The following is a 17,928-nucleotide window of genomic DNA, read 5'->3' as shown; positions in this document are numbered from 1 at the left end:
TCGACTCCAATCGAAACAGCAGAAAATTTGTTTTTTTATCTTTTTAAAATTTGTCTTAATTCCCTCTTTTCAGAGGCGTACAAAATTACTAAAAACACTAGTAACAAAGGGATTGAAATCAAATAATTACTATCAAAAACATAAAACGACAGTACAGAAAAAACAATAGACAATGTTAAATACATTCCAATCTTCTTTAGATCATATGGAATAGCATAATATTTTCTTCCAAAATACCAGGAGAGTACCATCATGGTTCCATAAGCAACTAGTGTGGCAACTGCTGACGCCATATAATTATATTCTCGAATTAATACAAAGTTTAGGACCAAAGTGAGTATTGCACCTACCACTGAAATGTAAGCTCCAAACTTAGTCCTGTCTGTAATTTTATACCAAACCGAAAGATTATGATAAATCCCCAGGCAAAGATTAGCTAACAAGATAATAGGCACAATCTTTACAGCTTCCCAATAGGATTCGTCTAGAATAATATACTTTTTCAAAACGTGCACAAAAACAACGACAGTCAATAAAATAAAAGAACCAAAAGCCACAAAAAATTTTGTGATTTTTGCATACGTTTCTGGAGCATTTTTATTTTCTGCATGACTAAAGAAAAAAGGTTCAATTCCCAATCTAAAAGCGGTGGCAAACAATGTCATAAACAATGCTAGCTTATAACAAGCTGAGTACACTCCAACCAAATGTTCTGCAACATCTTCTGGCAATAAATTATCCAAAAGAATTCTATCAAATGTCTCATTAATTGAATACGCAACACCAGCTACAAGCACCGGCAAAGCATATTTCATCATTTTCTTCCACAATGCTTGATCAAAACGGTATTTGACCTTAGTATAGAATGGAATCAATAACAATAGCGTTAGACCACTGGCAACTAGATTAGATATAAAAATATAGTTGATCTCATAATTATCTTTACAGATATGATCTAAAACCGAAGGAGTAGAAGTCAACTCAGATAAGTATTTTAAAAGAAAGACATTTAGTCCTAAATTAACTGCTACATTCAAGATTTTGACAAAAGAATATCGCATAGGCCTTTCATTGGCTCTGAGCCACGCAAAAGGAATAATTACCAAAGCATCTAAAAGTAAAATCCATATTACTAAAGAAATATAATCTACTCTTATGTCTGTTAGAAATGCTATCTGATCTTTGAGCAATAGCGCCAATGCAAAAAACCCAAATGATGATACTGCAAGGGAAATTGCTGAGGTACTTACCACAGCATCTTTATCAGATTCTTTATTAAAAAACCTAAAAAATGCCGTTTCCATGCCATAAGCCAAGATCACATTAAATAATACGAAATAGGAAAATATGATAGAAACCTTACCATATTCATCTGTGGGTAAAAGATCAGTATATAATGGTACCAAAAGAAAAGACAACATGCGCGGAAGCACAGTTGCCAATCCATATATAAATGTTTGTTTAAATAATTTCTGAAATATTCCCAACTAGTATCTTGATTATGGCTCTAAAAATACAATTTTTATTGCCTTATCTGCATAGGAACTCCTTCTACTTTCTTTTCGGGTAAATTATCTAATCTAAAATGTTCTTTCTTATTATTTTTGGTATATTCTATTACACATTCATTACCCTTTAATTCATATGGAATTTTCTCAGGTGATTCTGGAAATTCATTGCCATATTCTTTTTTGGGATCTACATGCATTTTATACCCCTTCTTTTTAGCGCGATTTACATATTTTCCAACGTAAACAGCTTCTCTTGCTTTTCTTTCGAGTTTTATCTTCTTTCCCTTGAAATATGCATACTCCAGTTGAATATTTGATGATTCCTCTATCGGTAGATACACTAAAAATCCAGAGCCTCCCTCTTCTATTGACGAATTCCATTTCTGAAAGTACGGCTCCTTAACTTTAACCGGAGCTGTTTTTTCTGTATTTTGACTACTGGCACACTGTGTAAAAACTGCTAGCAGGCTACATAAAACTATATTAGTGCAAATTGATTTGATACTTATTGATTTTCTTCTTTTTCCCATTTTTTCTTCAGACGCTCTCGCATTTTGGTTTTCCATTTTTTGACATCTTTTGTATTAAAAACAATATTCATACCAAGGTTTAATCCAATACCAGAAAACAGCTTGGTATCGTCTCCATTAGTAATATTAAGGCCATACATATACGGAACACCAAACTCTAATTCCAGGCATTTAGCGAATCTATATTGAATACCTGCTCCTGCAGTAAGTAATAACATTCCTCCGCTATTGTCTTCAATGGCTATATCCGCAGGATCTTTGGCTTCATATCGTATCGCTCCGATTCCAACACCGGACTCTAAATAAAAACTGAATTTACCACTATTAATTGCATGTTTTCTAAAAGAAGGTATAAAACCATAGGCTTGTACTTCTGCATCTCGTCCGCTATCCAGTTCAATATCCTGCGGAAATAAAACAAATGCAGCAGTATTAATTGCAAATCGCTCGGATACGTAAAAAGAAACACTTGGTTTAGCTGCTACTCCAACATAACCATCGCTAAGATCCAAAAGAGGAACTCCGGCAAAGCCCATTTTAATATTATTTGCTTCATTTTGAGCTTTAATCGTTGAAAAACTACTTATTAAAAGTAGTATAGTGAAGAGTTTAATTGCTTTCATTTTTCTTTTTCTCTTAAAGGTAAGGGATTTGCCGATAAGCAATTCTTAAAAAAACTAAAAAACCTCATAAGTTTTCTTATGAGGTTTTTAACTGTTTTATGATAATATATTCCAACCTTCGTCGAAATGATATATCTTTTTAATTATTCAAAGCTTCTGCCCCACCAACGATTTCAAGAATTTCGTTAGTAATAGCAGCTTGTCTTGCTTTGTTATATGATAGCTTAAGCGAATCTCTAAGTTCTGTAGCATTATCGGTCGCTTTATGCATTGCAGTCATACGAGCACCATGCTCTGACGCAAATGAATCTCTCACAGCTTTATACAATTGAGTCTTTAATGATTTAGGAATCAACTGCTCTACTATTTCCTCCTTAGAAGGTTCGAAAATGTAATCTAAATTCACATTAGTATCTCCTTCAGTAGGAACAATTGGTAAGAACTGTTCAGTAGTGACATCTTGCGTAGCAGCATTCTTAAATTTATTGTATACTACTACAATTCTATCATAAGAACCATTAGTAAATAATTCCATCAATTCTTCAGCAATTGCTGCTACATTAGCAAAAGTTAAATCATCAAACAAGTCACTCTTGTTAGCGACAACAGTATGTGTTTTTGAAATGATATCATTAACCTTTTTACCAATAGTAACAAAATCAACTTGCTTTCCTGAGTATACATTTTCATATAACTCTCTTGAAGCTTTAATGATATTAGAATTAAACGCTCCTGCTAATCCACGATTAGATGCTATAGATACTACTAGTACCTTATTAACCTCACGTTGCTCAGAATAAACACTTGCACTATCACCTTCAAGCGAAGCGCTCAGGCTTTGTAAAAGCTCTGTAAGTTTATCGGCATATGGACGCATTGCAGTAATAGCCATCTGTGCTTTATTCAACTTTGCAGCAGATACCATTTTCATAGCACTGGTAATTTGCATTGTTGAGGATACAGAGGTAATTCTACTACGTAATTCTTTTAAATTTGCCATTTTTTATAATTATGAATTCTGAATTCAGAATTATGAATTTTTAATTATACTAACCAATAACCTAATTAGCTCATCACATCTTTCAGTTAACTCATTTGGAATCTCCATCGTAGTTTCCTCAATTACATCAAGCCAAAAAGATGTTTCATCAGCTTCTTTTAAAGCAATCCCTAATTTATTTTTGAAATCTTTGGTGCTTACTCCTCTTTGCGATTCTCTTACATTTGCACCTATACTAGTACCACTTTTTATAAGTTGACTAGCAATTTCATATTCATGCTTTTTCTTTAATTCTTTACAAAAATTTACAATATCACAACTAAAATAAAAACTTTTATCTACGATTGCATTATTCCTTTTTTTGTAAGCCATCTCCTATTCAGAATTCTAAATTTAGAATTCTGAATTATTTGTATTTTGCAGAAATCTCCTTACAAGCAGACATTAATACATCTGTAACCTCGTCAGTTAGTTTTCCTGCCTTAAGAGTATCTAGTGCATCTCTATGTTTAGCATTAAGATATTCTATAAAATCGCTTTCGAATTCCTTTACTTTATTTACTGGTACGTCTCTTAACAAGTTCTTAGATCCAGCATAGATTATTGCAATCTGATCTTCTACTGTATAAGGATCATTCTGAGCTTGTTTTAAGATTTCTACGTTACGCTTACCTTTTTCGATTACATTTAAGGTTGCAGCATCAAGATCAGATCCAAACTTAGCAAACGCTTCTAATTCACGGAACTGCGCCTGGTCAAGTTTTAAAGTACCTGCTACTTTCTTCATCGATTTAATCTGTGCCGATCCACCAACACGAGACACAGAGATACCCACGTTAATTGCCGGACGTACACCAGAGTTAAATAAATCAGAAGTTAAAAATATCTGACCATCAGTAATCGAGATTACGTTGGTTGGGATATATGCTGATACATCACCTGCTTGTGTTTCTATAATAGGAAGAGCGGTTAAAGAACCTCCTCCTTTTACTTTATCTTTTAAAGAATCAGGAAGATCATTCATGTCTTTAGCAATAGTATCATCAGCAATTACTTTTGCAGCACGCTCTAATAATCTAGAGTGAAGATAGAATACATCTCCAGGATATGCCTCACGACCCGGTGGACGACGTAATAATAATGATACCTCACGATATGCAACCGCTTGCTTAGATAAATCATCATAGATGATTAAAGCAGGACGACCTGTATCACGGAAATACTCACCAATTGCAGCACCTGCAAACGGAGCATATACCTGCATCGGTGCAGGATCAGACGCGTTAGCTGCAACAATAGTTGTATACGCCAATGCACCTTTATCTTCTAATACCTTAGCAATATTCGCTACTGTAGAAGCTTTCTGACCGATAGCTACATAAATACAGTATACCGGCTCACCAGCATCATAAAATTCTTTTTGATTAAGAATGGTATCAATACATACCGTAGTCTTACCTGTTTGACGGTCACCAATTACAAGTTCACGTTGCCCTCTACCAATCGGTACCATAGCATCAATAGACTTGATACCTGTTTGTAGTGGCTCATTTACTGGCTGACGGAAAACTACTCCAGGAGCTTTACGCTCTAATGGCATTTCGAAAGTTTCACCTTCAATTGCACCTTTACCATCGATAGGGTTACCCAGTGTGTCAACAACACGACCTACGATACCTTCTCCAACATTGATAGATGCGATACGCTGTGTACGCTTTACTGTTGCACCTTCTTTTACTTCTGTTGAAGAACCTAAAAGTACTACCCCAACATTATCCTCTTCTAAGTTAAGAACGATACCTTCAAGACCTGAATCAAACTGTACTAATTCTCCATATTGAGCATTAGACAATCCGTATACACGTGCGATACCATCACCTACTTGTAATACTGTTCCTACTTCCTCCAATGAAGCTGATGCTTCAAATCCAGATAATTGTTGTTTTAATATTGCTGATACTTCAGCAGGATTCACTTCTGCCATTTTATAATAGTTTAGAAGAATGAGAATTTAACTCATTCCCTTATTATTAAATTTTTATTTTAAAATGTAATTCTTAATTACTTAATTCTCTTTTTAAACTTGTCAGCTTATTTGCTATACTAGCATTATACTGCAAATCTCCTACTCTAAGAATAAATCCACCGATAATACTTTCATCAACTTCATTTTCTATAGTCGCCTCATTACCTGTTAGCTCCTTTACCTTAGCCAGTACCTTTGTACTCATTGCTTTGTCTAGGGGCACTGCAGTAGTAACTTTTGCAACCTGAGTATTATTTAACTGATCAAATAAAACAATGTATTGCTTTGCTACATCAGCTAATAAATTCACTCTTTTATTTTCAATCAATACATCGAAAACTTTTTGAGTTATTTCTCCAGTATTTTTAAAGATTTCCTTTAATGATGCAAGTTTCACCTCACTTTTGATCAAAGGACTATTTAAAACCATTTTGAGCTCTGCGCTATCACTTACTGTAGTGATAATACTTTGCATATCCTTCTGAACATCTTCAGTGGCTTTTTTGTCTTGAGCTAAACTCAAAACAGCTTTAGCATAACGTATTGCTGCTCTACTCATTATACGATTAGTTTAAAGTAACATCTCCTAACATAGACTCTACTAACTCTAGTTGTTTGTCTTTGTCAGCTAATTCTTTTCTTACTACTTTTTCTGCGATTTCTACAGAAAGTCCAGCCACCTGATTCTTAAGGTCAGCAATTGCAGCTTTTTTCTCACTAGCAATAGTTGCTTGTGCTTGTGCAACAATTTTATCAGCTTCTGTCTGAGCTTCTGCTTTAGCATCAGCAATCATATTTTCTTTAAGCTGTCTTGCTTCTTTAAGCATTCCATCACGTTCTGCACGAGCTTCATTAAGGATACGCTCATTATCAGCCTGAAGGTTTTGCATTTCTTTTCTAGCAGCTTCTGCAGACTCTAATGCATTTTTAATTCCTTCTTCACGATTATTAACTGAATCCAAAATAGGTTTCCAAGCAAATTTTCTTAATACCAATAGCAATCCAACAAATAAAAGTATCTGCCAGAAAAACAAACCGAATGAAAAATCATTTATTAACTTATCCATAACTAATTATGTTATTTTCTTTTTTGTCTAATTCTAAATCTTAGTAATAGCTGCAACCAACCGTTACAGCTATTACCTATAAATTAAGCTGCGAATAAGGCAGCAAATCCAATACCTTCAATAAGTGCTGCTGCAATAAGCATAGCAGTTTGGATTTTTCCTGAAGCTTCTGGCTGACGAGCAATAGCTTCCATTGCCTGACCACCGATTCTACCAATACCTAAACCAGCACCGATAACAATCAAACCAGCTCCTACATAATTTAAACCTTCCATAGTAAAGAATTAAAAAAATTAAACAATTATAAATTATCGTTAATGATGCGCCTCTTCATTAGCCATACCAAAGTATAGTGCAGACAACATCGTAAATATATATGCTTGTAAAGCAGCTACCAATAATTCTAATAATGATAGTGCAAATGCTAAACCAAATGATAACGGACTACCAATCCAGCTCTTAAATAAGAACATCATCCCAACAATGCTCATTAATACAACGTGACCTGCGGTCATGTTTGCATATAAACGAATCATTAATGAAAATGGCTTGATAAACACCCCTAATAATTCTATAGGTGCTAAAACCACTTTCATAAATGTTGGTACTCCTGGCATCCAAAAGATATGACCCCAATAATTTTTGTTGGCTGTCAAATTAGTAATTAAGAAAGTAAGCAGCGCCAAAGCAAATGTTACTGCTATATTTCCTGTGACATTAACGGCCAGAGGTGTCATTCCTAAAAGATTTAAAAACCAAATAAAGAAAAAGATAGTCAATAAAAAACTCATATACTTTTTATACTTCTTTTCTCCAATGTTTGGGATAGCAATTTCGTCTCTGACAAAAAGAACCAAAGGTTCTAGGAAACGACCAACTCCTGTAGGGATGCCGTTGTTCTTTTTATAAGACTTGGCCAAACCTCTAAACATAAAAAACATCAGTAAGCCTATTAAAACCATACTTACTACATTTTTTGTTATAGAAAAATCAAGTGGTTTTGCATTAGTTGCGTGATGCTCTTCGTCATAAGTAATAGTCCCTTCGGCATCAGTCTTATAAATCTTGCTATGGTATAATTTGTAATAATTTCCATCTACTTCAGCAACTGTTTCACCGTGATGAAATTTAGATGAAGAAAAAAACTTTAATCCTTCATCCCAAAGAATGACAGGCAACGGAAATCCGTAATGTTTTCCGGATTCCTTATCAGAAAATAATGTAAAATCGTGTGAATCTTGAAGGTGATGATCAATAAACTCTTTGATTTCAGTTTTTAAGCCTCCTTTTTCTTCTTTTCCTGATTCTTTTGCGAACAGGTTTGAAGTGGTAAAAACCAATGTAAAAATCAATAAAATTTTAACTACAGTACATTTTTGCATTACGCGTAAAATTTCGGTTCCTAAATTTCGGTGCAAATGTACATAATTAAGTTAGATTCTTAAACTATTTTAGTTAAATAAGTTTGAGATAATTTTACAAAAAACAATATACTGAAAATCAGTTATTTAATATTGTTCAGAATTTTAGAAATATAGTAGACTTCAGCTACTAAACAGATTACATAAGGAATGAAAAAATCCGGAAAGACACTTTTGTTAATTTCCATTCCGATAAGTTTAATTATCGCCATAAAGATTCCAATCTTGGCGAAACTAGCTCCCAAAAAAATAAAACCTAACTGGTCTTTGAATCTATTACTAAGCAGAATTATTCCTGAAGTAAGAATGATCGTAAACACCCCATTAAACATATAGGATACTTTAATCAGATCTATATCACGATTGAGATTGTAGTATGTTATAATCTGCATTTGCAGGAAGTAACCTATAACAACAACTACAGCAAATAGTAGTAAAAACTGGAGTAAACTTTTAAACATTAAAAAATCTGTGTAGCATATATAAATTAAGAGATCATTTATTGGATCTATTAATTCTGTCTAATTGTTTGAGAACTAAATATAGTGAAGCTGCAACCCCAAAAATCACAAAACCCATTGTGAACCACTGTTTTTCTAGTTCATAATAAGCGTCAAGTTTTTTGCCCACATATGCGCACAAGAAGATAGTAGCTCCCATCTGGAAAGCTATTCCTGTCAAGGCTACATATCTACTAAGCCGGTTGCCCCTGTTTTTGTCCTTGTCCTTGTTGTTTTTGCTCACTTGGCTTACCTCCTAAGGATTTTACACTTCCTTTCATAGAACAAGATGCATTAAAGTTTGCTCCTGGCTCTACTGCAAGTTTACCTACGGTAACTTCTCCTTCGATATGAGCAGTAGGTTTTAATGACAAAGTGCCTGTTATGATCAGTGTACCAGAGAATTTTCCTTCAAAATCTGCGTCAGAACACTCCAGGGTTCCTTTGATAAAACCTGACTTACCTACAACTACTTTTCCGGTTGTTTTAAATGTACCTTCTATGGTCCCTTCTACCCTGAAACCTCCTTCAGAAACAATGTCTCCTACAATCTTAGTTCCTTCAGAAATTTTGTTTTGATTTCTTGAAAAATCAGTTGCACCTTGGTCTCTTCCTTTCTTATTATCTGAAAACATATACTCGGGGGAATTAAAAAATTTATTATTCTGATTCTGGTCTTAAATATTCTTCCAAATTTTTATGAATCTGAATAATCCTGTAATTTGGAGAATTTACTATAAAATATTCTTTATCTACACTGCGGTAGTACTTCTTCTTTCTATTCCATTTAGTAAGGTCAACACCTCTTGTATCTTCGGTTTTACCTAGCGCTAACAACTCACCTAAACCTTCTGCTCTAAGCTTATCTCTTTTGGTATGGACTACTACAAACTGCTGGTCTTTAGAATACACATCAAGTGAGACCTTCATTTTATCATACTTAAGCTCCTTAATGACATTCTCTATATGCTCTCTTAAACCTAAGGCTTGATTGTTTCCTAAAGTAGAAAACACATAGATTAACTTATGATTTTGATCTTCGTCTATATTCTGAACAAATGTGCTATTTTGTATCTGAGGAATAGAAACTTGATAGATCAGTTGCGCTTTTTTACCTTCCGGACTTTGCGGATAATTAAGTGAAACATAATTTAATGCCTCTTTATAAGCTTCAAAACCTTTATAACGTCCAACAGCTTGTGCCTTTAACAATTCGAATTTAGGCAAAAATTCATCATCGCCACCAAACTTAGTAATCAACTCATCACTTTCTTTAATGACCGAAGCATATTTCTGATTCTGGAAATCTTTATAAAGCTTATTGTATCTATATTTAGGGCTGTCTTTATCATCTTGCAATGCTTCGTCCGGGTTCTGTAGAATTTTAGCATAACGAGAATCCCCATGATTATTAATTATATCCTGCATCATAGCATTCGCCTTTGTATCATCTCCTTTAGCAACATATATCTTATATAAGTTATATTTAGAAGGGATAATTAAGCGCTCTTCAGGGTTGCTTTGTAATAAATTTTCAAACTTATCAATTGATAGATCATACTCCTGAAATTTTTCTTTGTAAATAACTCCTAATTGGTAATAGGCAAAATTACGTTCTGTATGCAAACTATCAATTACGGCTTGATCAGTTGGCAATTGAGCTATATATGTTTGCGGGTCAAAAGTAGGGTCGGTATCAATAGAATATTCTTCTTCCTCTTCTGATTCCTCTTCTTTGGCTACAGTATTCGGATCCGAAATACTAGAAACCCTCCAATTATCTTTTAGTTCTCGATTACCGTATGTTCTTTTAAAAGTAGTTTTTCCGAAAGCAACTGTGGTTTGGTTATAAAAATAAAACACTTCTACTGTTTTCTTTTCTACACGTTCTTTAATAGCCGCTCCAGAGTTTTTAAATCGTTGCTCTACAGGCAAACCTTGTTTAATACGTTCTACCTCAGCCGCTTCCTCAGCTGCTATTGCTTTAGCTTTTAGTCCTTCTGCATATTCAGCATAGTATGCTAGCCTTTCTTCTGGTGACATCTTTACCGCATCAAAGATGCTATCATTTTTTCTAGCTATACCATCATATAAAATAACATCATCTAGATTATCGCGTTTTTTCTTAAGTACACGATATCTTTTGGAATCTACAACCATTCTTTGCAGCGTACTATCATAATATGCACCAGCAATAGCATATTCTTTAGCATCAAAATTAAAATTACCTAAAGTGATATAATTTAAGGACTCCAAATACTTGTCTTGTGAAGCCGTTCTAAGGGACTTATTATAATATTCAGTTGCTCCTTCCAGCGAATCGGTAAACTTAAAATATTGAGCTTTTTGATGATATATGATATCAAGAAACGGTCTGTTTTCTCGATTTTCCTCGAGGTCTGTCAGTAATTCAAAAAATTCTTCCTTATTTCCTGATTCATAATTAAAGTTACGTGCTTTGGCCATCTGCGCATTAATCAGATAACGTCTTGGCGTTCTCCGATTCAATTCAATAATTCTATCAAAAGCATAGTTTGCACTATCCTTATAGCCTAATTGATTAAGTAGTTGACCTTTTATAAAAAGGTAACGCCCTTTTTCTTCGGGTTTTGTGGTATGAGTTGCTGATTTATTAATATAAGTGACCGCAGAGTCTTTTTGTTCCAAATTGATGTAAGCTTGGGCTAGCATCGATGTCGCATCAGCATAATCCTGAGGCTTCATATACTCCTGCTCAATCATCCTCATCAGATCCTTGATAGCTTTCTCGTTATTATCGAGTCGAAGATTAGCCTTGGCTTTCCATACCTTGGCGTGATTGATAGTATTACTTGTGGGATATTTATACAATATATAATTAAAAGCTTCTAAAGCAGGAATGAAACGTTGTTCGAAATATCTAGCTTTACCCAATAACAAAAAAGCTTCATCGATTTTAGGGTTTCGCTCTTTTCCATCGATCAGCATGCTATGTTTCTGAATCGCTTTTATAGCTTTTTCTTCAGCTCTATCAAAATTTTGATTCAGTACCTCATTTGGAAGCCGAACATCTTCGATCGTAATCATGCGCTCTACCGGAAGTAGCTCCCAAAAATTATCACGATAGGTCTGAATAAGTTCTTCCTGACCATCTGCATATGCATTCCTTCCATTATATAAGGTATTGTTCTTGGTAGTCATATCATGCCACGTACGATTCAAGAACTTGTCTTTCTTTCGTGAACAACCAGACCCTAAAAGAGCCACAAGAAGAACGATAATGATTGGCGACGAATATTTATTCAAACCTCTAAATTTATACATCAGATAACTACAAAACTTAAGTTTTAGTACATCTAACGTGTGCAAAAATAATCTGTGAATGGTAAAAATACATTTCTTTCTTAAAAAAACGGATGATTAGCAGGATTTTCTGCTTCAGGTTTAGCGGTTTGAGTTCTAAACCCCATTATATAAAAAAACACCACAGTATGAATACAGTGATGTTTTGTCAAATTCCCAAACTTCTTTATTTATTATTTATTGAAATGTTCTTCGAGTTCTTTTAGCGTAGCCTCTGATGTTGCTATGTCCTTTACTACTTCGCCTTTATCCAGTACTACAATACGCTCACAAACTTCTGTAACATGCATTAAATCATGACTAGAAACTAAAACTGTAACTTCAGGATCAGCTGCCAGATCTTTGATAATTTTCTTTAAACGAATTTGAGTTGTAGGATCCAAATTCGCAAAAGGCTCATCCAGAACTATTACTTCGGGTTTACCGATTAATGCAGCAACGATACCTGCTTTTTTCTGGTTTCCTTTAGAAAGATCTCTTAAATACTTTTTCTGACCAAGAATTTCACCGTGAAAGAAATCCTCAAATCCAGAAAGTAATGCGTCTACATCAGCTTTGTTCTGGCCTCTAAGTTCTCCTATGAAATAAAAATATTCCTCAGCAGTCAGGTAACCGATTAAGAAAGTCTCATCTATAAAAGCTGAAGTAATGGTCTTCCAATCTTCACTTTCATTAACCTTAATTCCTTTATTTTCTATATGTCCTGTTGTAGGTTTTATTAAGTCTAAAATAGAACTAAAAAGTGTTGTTTTTCCTGCTCCGTTGTTACCCACCAATCCAAAACTGTTTCCTTTATGAATTTCTAGGTTATCAATATTAAGAACCGTATTCCCTGAGTATGTTTTTGTAAGATTATGTACTGCTATCATCTTTTTACTTTTTTTGTTTGTATGCCCAAAGGGTCTTATATTTTTCTGTTCTATATATACTTTCTATTTTATCAAAAACTTTATCCTTAAATGCAAATCCTGCTACCCCTGCAACTGCAACCAAGGCATATCCTGCATAAGGGCTATACGCATAATGTCCTATAGCATATAAAACTAAGGGTAGTACCATTTTTGGTAAAGACAACAATAACGTCTTCGTATTAAAAGCTTGCTTATCCCCAAAAGCCTTTTTATTACTTGTTAAGTCAATCGGCGTTTTTACATAGGCACCTGCCCAAAGTACAATATGTGAGTTCACTCCAATATTATAAATTGCTGCAACAACAATTGCTAAATATACATCCCACCCAAAATACAGATATCCTGAAGCTAATACCGTAGAGATTAAAGTAGCGATCACCATCAACCACCATTTTGATGATAAATATTCTTTATATCTAATATTCTGACTCATCATTAATGGATAATATGAACTATCCCAACTAGGTACAAACTGCCCGAAGCTTAGTAAAAAACCTCCTGTCACAAAAATTGCGGCAAAAATTCTCCAAACCGGACCGTCATATGTTTCTATTGCTCCAGTAAAAAACAGTAATCCATAAAACAGGAACATAATACTCACCAAAACAGTAGATCTTGCACGTTTATTTCTTTTGATAAGTTTTATATCATTCTTAAGAAAAGTAGCGGTTTTGCCAAATCGATCTAACCATTCCAGGTTTTCGGTTTTTACACTTTGTGCTTTAGAAGCCAAGCCTGCATCCAGATATAAATCCTTTATAAAAGATCTAAAAGAAATTATAACTAAAATAATCAATACTATTATTGGAAATACTACCATATACGAAGTATCGAATAACCCTTGGAAAAAAGGAGCGGTATACTTGGTAATATCAAAATATCCAAAGTACTGTAAACCTCCAAAAATTGCTAAAATCCCTCCAACCAAAAAGATCAGGTTATCTTTTTTATTTAATAGAATATTCAAAAAGTTATTTGCATAAATCAATGCGATCAACCCTATATTCCATAATAACACGTTCAGAGCAGAATGTCCTCCTTTTACTATGAGTAATATAGAAAAAGGAATAAAAAAGAAGCCATGAATAATATTAAAAAATGAAAAGACTGTTTTACCAAAGGCAAAGGATACGATCTTTCTTTTGTTAAAAGGAAGTATCAATAATGGTTTAATATTAATTACTGGCATTTTCTGTAATGCATACCTAAACAAAAGGTCTGCAACTACCCAATATATTAAAAATCTATTTACTACTACCAATGGGTCTAGACATAGTTCTTTTTCAATAAAATAATAGGCTCCAAAACTTCCTCCTACCATCGCTACAATAAGATATAATGCCCAAAATCCCATAAAAATTTTCATCCAAAGACTGGAGCTTAATGTGGCAGATCGCCAAAAGGATTTCCACTGTAAATTAATAAAATGCTTAAACATAGTTGTTGATGTTATTTATAAGAAGCTAAGATGGCTTCATATATATTTAGTAATCAAAATGTGGATTTTGTTACAAAACAACATATAATTAAGTAAATATTTAGAAGGTTTATACTATTGAAGGATACTCTTCAAGTACTTTTTTGATAAGATACTTTTTGATATTCGAATATGCCAAAAGCATAATCATAGAAGTTGTAATAATCAAACTAAAAACTATAGAATTAGTAAAGTTTTTATACATAATAGTAATAAAAAAGAGCAAGAAAACAGGAATTGATAACATCAAGTGGATATAATCCTGAGATTTAATCATCAAAAACTCATACCCCTTATTATGCAATTTTTTTAAATAAGAATTACCACCATAAATTCCCTGAAAAATTACCAATACATTTAATAATTGTGCAATTGCAGAATAAATATCACTATCCATAGCAATCGTTCTAAATGAATATTCTAAACCGACAAAAATGGCTAAGGTTAATAGAATCTTTGGTAACGAAAAATATTCTTTTAGTGACATAAAATACATTTTCAGAAACCTCTTAATTAGGATTTTCTTTTTCTCCCAAACCATTGATTTAAGACCTTGTCTCCCTCCAAAATCCTGAATAATATTCTGAATTTTATCTTCGAAAGACAACATGTTTTCCTCTTCTAATGCAGTAGCAAAGTGATCAACCAATTCGGTCTGAACATCGTAATATTTTACACCATTACTCTTAATGATCTGGTATAATTTATTGATATGATCTTTTTCTAATTTCATATTGTTTGCAAATTCTTATTATAATATGAAGAAAGATCAAGCATAGTCTTAAAACTAGCTGCGCTGAAAAATGCCCAAATAAAAAGTATAGCGTAGAAAAAAGTCGAATTAAAATCCGTTATGAGAGTTAACTGAACACATAAATTGAAGTAAACACATTGGAAAATAGCAAAGTTTCCTATAAAAGAGTATTTTTTTCCTCTCAACCTAATAATTGGAACTGATGTAATCGCAAATAACATTAGCATTGGAATAATCATAGCTGTAAAATCATCAAACGGATAAATCATTGTATCCAAAAAACGTAGAGCCAAAAACAAAAGTATTCCACCTAGTATAACTTTAAACGAAACCAGATTAGCAGCAAATTTTTTTAAAGTACTCTTAAACACTTTCCACTGAAAAGGTTTTCCTTGCTTCTCTAGTGAAGATTTATTTTCTATCATATACTCTTTAAAAATCTCATAGAAACCTCTCGAATCTCCTTCATTCATTTTATGTTCAATATCAGAAGCCACATGATCTATCATCTCTATTCTGATATCTTCATAATGAATGTCAGAATTTGATAAATACGTGTCTATAAACTGTATGTCTTCTTTAGGTAATTTGTTTTCCATTTAGTTAATACTCCAATTAGGGTTAATAATCGTTTGCATGGTTCTAATGTATTCTTCTAATTCTGATAATCGATTTGCAGTTTCTGTGGTACCTTTTTCGGTTAGTTTATAATACTTGCGTAATCGATTATCGACTTTTTGCATCTCTACATCCAACAAACCTTCGGCTTCTAGTTTATGTAAGGCTGGATATAATGCTCCCTCAGTAATATTCAATTCACCCTTAGTTATTTCTTTTACCTTTTGAGTAATTTCATAACCATACATCTTATCACTCTCTTCCAAAAGCTTTAGAATAATAGTATTCAGACTGCCCTTATATAATTTAGAATTGCCCATATCAAATTATTTGAAGCAAATATATACCTAAAACTCTTATGCATAAGAGTTTTAGGTATATAAAATTTCATAAAAAACTATGCCCTCATTATGCATTTACTATTTTTGCCAAAAATTATTGCAATGGCTGACTTTCATAAGCTCACAATCAAAAACATCATCCGCGAAACTCCAAAAGCGGTTTCTATAGAATTTGAAGTTCCTGTGGATTTAAAAAACACATATGCTTTTACAGCAGGACAATACATCACCATAAAAACTGAAGTTGCAGGAAAAGAAATCCGCAGAGCCTATTCTATTTGTAGCTCACCTAAAAGTGGAATACTTAAAGTTGCAGTAAAAGAGGTTGAAGATGGAACTTTTTCTGTTATTGCCAATACTAAACTAAAATCCGGAGACCTATTAGAAGTTCATCCTCCTGAAGGAAACTTTTTATTAAATACAAATACGGACTCTAATAATACATATGCGGCATTTGCTGCAGGAAGTGGTATTACTCCGGTAATGAGTATGATCAAAGCAGTTCTGGAAGAAGAATCAAACAGTACATTTGTTTTAGTCTACGGAAATCAAACTCCTGAGGAGACCATTTTTCTTAATGAGTTATCAAATCTTCAATCAAATCATCCTGATAGATTATTTATCGAATCGTTTTATAGTAGAACCGATGTAGAAGGTGCTAGATTTGGTAGAATTGAGAAGTCTACGGTCAATTATATTGTAAAGAATAAGTTTAAAGATACTTCTTTTGACGGTTTTTACCTTTGCGGTCCGGAAGAAATGATCAATGATGCTAAAGCAACCTTATTGGAAAATGGTATTGCAGAAAACACTATTCATTTTGAATTATTTACCAGCAGCACAGAAGAAGTAGAAATGGATGCTAATCTAGAAGGAAAAACTTCTATAACAGTATTAGTTGATGACGAAGAGTTTACTTTTACTATGGATCAGAAAAAAACGATTCTAGATGCTGCATTAGAAGAAGATATTGATGCTCCTTATTCTTGTCAGGGTGGTGTTTGTAGTTCTTGTATCTGTAAAATTACCGAAGGTGAAGCTATTATGGAGAAGAATAGTATTCTAACCGATGGTGAAATCGAAGAGGGATTAGTATTAGCTTGTCAGGCACATCCCACTTCTGCTAAAGTGAAGGTTGATTTTGATGATGTGTAATCCCCTTATCTTCGAATATGGAGCTCTATTTCACAAATTTACTATTAGATGGTGAAAACAAAAGTCATTCTGTTTTATAAATTATTCATTTACATTTTAATAATTACATTTCTAAGCGGTTGTGCGTCTTTTTCGTATGAATTTCAAAACCCAACCTTTTTAACTCCAGCTTTTATTACCTCGAAAAATATCCAAGAATTAAATGGAGAATATAGCATTATAGCCAGAGCAAAAGACTCTTCCGCTAATAGTTATAATGTAAAATTTAATAATTTTTTTCAAATTCTTGATGGAGATATTAAAAAGGATACTTTGACCGAGCATAATTTAGATCACTATTCTTTTAAAATCAATGTAATTAATGATACAAATATCAAAATAGAGTACTTAAATAATCATATACCTTTTGAAGAACTAATTATTGGATATGAACTTAGAGAGGGGTATTTATATCTGAAAAACAAAAAAACCACTATTCGCGGAGTTCCTTATTTGTTTGGAGGAGTAGAAGTCAATAAAATAAGGTTAACTAGAGATTTAAATGATAATTTAGTTGCTGAAATAGCACATCATAATTCAGGTACAATACTATTTATATTTCGAGATGCTAAAGACAACCATTATCAATGTTATTATCTCAAAATCAAATAGG

21 protein-coding genes are annotated in these 17,928 nt (G+C 33.2%); 2 read left to right on the top strand and 19 right to left on the bottom strand.

From position 1 onward, the window contains the following. Positions 1-35: 35 nt before the first annotated feature. From J8M14_RS08675 to J8M14_RS08585, 19 genes are all read right to left on the bottom strand, one after another. Positions 36-1,487, bottom strand: a complete 1,452-nt coding sequence (locus tag J8M14_RS08675) for an oligosaccharide flippase family protein (RefSeq protein WP_211074193.1) — start codon at positions 1,485-1,487, stop codon at positions 36-38. A gap of 35 nt (positions 1,488-1,522) precedes the next feature. Next, a complete protein-coding gene (locus tag J8M14_RS08670) occupies positions 1,523-2,041 on the bottom strand; it encodes a hypothetical protein (RefSeq protein ID WP_211074192.1) in 519 nt (172 codons plus the stop codon). After that, on the bottom strand, positions 2,017-2,664 hold the full coding sequence (locus J8M14_RS08665; protein ID WP_211074191.1) for a hypothetical protein: 648 nt from the start codon (positions 2,662-2,664) through the stop codon (positions 2,017-2,019). Before J8M14_RS08665 ends, J8M14_RS08670 begins: the two co-directional genes overlap by 25 nt. 139 nt (positions 2,665-2,803) lie before the next feature. Beyond that, positions 2,804-3,664 (bottom strand): ATP synthase F1 subunit gamma, encoded by an 861-nt coding sequence (gene atpG, locus J8M14_RS08660; RefSeq protein WP_211074190.1) that lies wholly within the window; start codon positions 3,662-3,664, stop codon positions 2,804-2,806. 30 nt (positions 3,665-3,694) lie between these two features. After that, positions 3,695-4,036, bottom strand: coding sequence for a four helix bundle protein (locus tag J8M14_RS08655; protein WP_211074189.1), 342 nt, complete (start codon positions 4,034-4,036; stop codon positions 3,695-3,697). Positions 4,037-4,070: 34 nt separating this feature from the next. Further along, the gene (atpA, locus tag J8M14_RS08650; protein ID WP_211074188.1) at positions 4,071-5,648 is read right to left on the bottom strand and encodes a F0F1 ATP synthase subunit alpha; all 1,578 of its coding nucleotides are present in this window, start codon (positions 5,646-5,648) and stop codon (positions 4,071-4,073) included. Between the two features lie 73 nt (positions 5,649-5,721). Further along, positions 5,722-6,249: an ATP synthase F1 subunit delta gene (gene atpH / locus J8M14_RS08645; RefSeq protein ID WP_211074187.1), complete on the bottom strand. Its 528-nt coding sequence runs from the start codon at positions 6,247-6,249 to the stop codon at positions 5,722-5,724. 7 nt (positions 6,250-6,256) lie between these two features. Then, positions 6,257-6,757 carry a F0F1 ATP synthase subunit B gene (locus J8M14_RS08640; RefSeq protein ID WP_211074186.1) on the bottom strand — a complete coding sequence of 167 codons (501 nt, stop codon included), beginning with the start codon at positions 6,755-6,757 and terminating at the stop codon, positions 6,257-6,259. An 83-nt stretch (positions 6,758-6,840) separates the two neighbouring features. Further along, complete coding sequence (atpE, locus tag J8M14_RS08635) at positions 6,841-7,032, bottom strand: ATP synthase F0 subunit C (protein ID WP_027394417.1); 192 nt, start codon at positions 7,030-7,032, stop codon at positions 6,841-6,843. 39 nt (positions 7,033-7,071) lie between these two features. Continuing rightward, positions 7,072-8,139 carry a F0F1 ATP synthase subunit A gene (gene atpB / locus J8M14_RS08630; protein ID WP_211074185.1) on the bottom strand — a complete coding sequence of 356 codons (1,068 nt, stop codon included), beginning with the start codon at positions 8,137-8,139 and terminating at the stop codon, positions 7,072-7,074. A 122-nt stretch (positions 8,140-8,261) separates the two neighbouring features. Then, positions 8,262-8,639: a DUF6168 family protein gene (locus J8M14_RS08625; protein WP_211074184.1), complete on the bottom strand. Its 378-nt coding sequence runs from the start codon at positions 8,637-8,639 to the stop codon at positions 8,262-8,264. 34 nt (positions 8,640-8,673) lie between these two features. Continuing rightward, positions 8,674-8,922, bottom strand: coding sequence for an AtpZ/AtpI family protein (locus J8M14_RS08620; RefSeq protein ID WP_348772835.1), 249 nt, complete (start codon positions 8,920-8,922; stop codon positions 8,674-8,676). After that, positions 8,873-9,313 (bottom strand): polymer-forming cytoskeletal protein, encoded by a 441-nt coding sequence (locus J8M14_RS08615; RefSeq protein ID WP_211074183.1) that lies wholly within the window; start codon positions 9,311-9,313, stop codon positions 8,873-8,875. Before J8M14_RS08615 ends, J8M14_RS08620 begins: the two co-directional genes overlap by 50 nt. A 25-nt stretch (positions 9,314-9,338) precedes the next feature. Further along, positions 9,339-11,963: a hypothetical protein gene (locus tag J8M14_RS08610; RefSeq protein ID WP_348772834.1), complete on the bottom strand. Its 2,625-nt coding sequence runs from the start codon at positions 11,961-11,963 to the stop codon at positions 9,339-9,341. 230 nt (positions 11,964-12,193) lie between these two features. Further along, entirely contained in the window at positions 12,194-12,889 is a 696-nt protein-coding gene (locus J8M14_RS08605) for an ABC transporter ATP-binding protein (protein WP_211074181.1), read from the bottom strand. Between the two features lie 4 nt (positions 12,890-12,893). Further along, complete coding sequence (locus J8M14_RS08600) at positions 12,894-14,369, bottom strand: DUF5687 family protein (RefSeq protein WP_211074180.1); 1,476 nt, start codon at positions 14,367-14,369, stop codon at positions 12,894-12,896. Positions 14,370-14,478: 109 nt separating this feature from the next. After that, the gene (locus J8M14_RS08595; RefSeq protein WP_211074179.1) at positions 14,479-15,141 is read right to left on the bottom strand and encodes a hypothetical protein; all 663 of its coding nucleotides are present in this window, start codon (positions 15,139-15,141) and stop codon (positions 14,479-14,481) included. Next, complete coding sequence (locus tag J8M14_RS08590; RefSeq protein ID WP_211074178.1) at positions 15,138-15,761, bottom strand: hypothetical protein; 624 nt, start codon at positions 15,759-15,761, stop codon at positions 15,138-15,140. The genes J8M14_RS08595 and J8M14_RS08590 overlap by 4 nt, the downstream gene beginning before the upstream one ends. Then, positions 15,762-16,100, bottom strand: a complete 339-nt coding sequence (locus tag J8M14_RS08585) for a PadR family transcriptional regulator (RefSeq protein ID WP_211074177.1) — start codon at positions 16,098-16,100, stop codon at positions 15,762-15,764. Between the two features lie 90 nt (positions 16,101-16,190). On the opposite strand from J8M14_RS08585, the gene J8M14_RS08580 reads away from it, so the two are divergent. Both J8M14_RS08580 and J8M14_RS08575 read left to right on the top strand, forming a co-directional pair. Next, a complete protein-coding gene (locus J8M14_RS08580; RefSeq protein ID WP_348772833.1) occupies positions 16,191-17,276 on the top strand; it encodes a ferredoxin--NADP reductase in 1,086 nt (361 codons plus the stop codon). Between the two features lie 48 nt (positions 17,277-17,324). Next, the gene (locus J8M14_RS08575) at positions 17,325-17,927 is read left to right on the top strand and encodes a hypothetical protein (RefSeq protein ID WP_211074176.1); all 603 of its coding nucleotides are present in this window, start codon (positions 17,325-17,327) and stop codon (positions 17,925-17,927) included. Position 17,928: the final 1 nt, after the last annotated feature.

Source organism: Aquimarina sp. MMG016, from assembly GCF_018100805.1.
GTDB lineage: Bacteria > Bacteroidota > Bacteroidia > Flavobacteriales > Flavobacteriaceae > Aquimarina.
The sequence above is the reverse complement of the archived record's forward strand: the minus strand, read 5'-3'. Positions and strand labels throughout refer to the sequence as shown.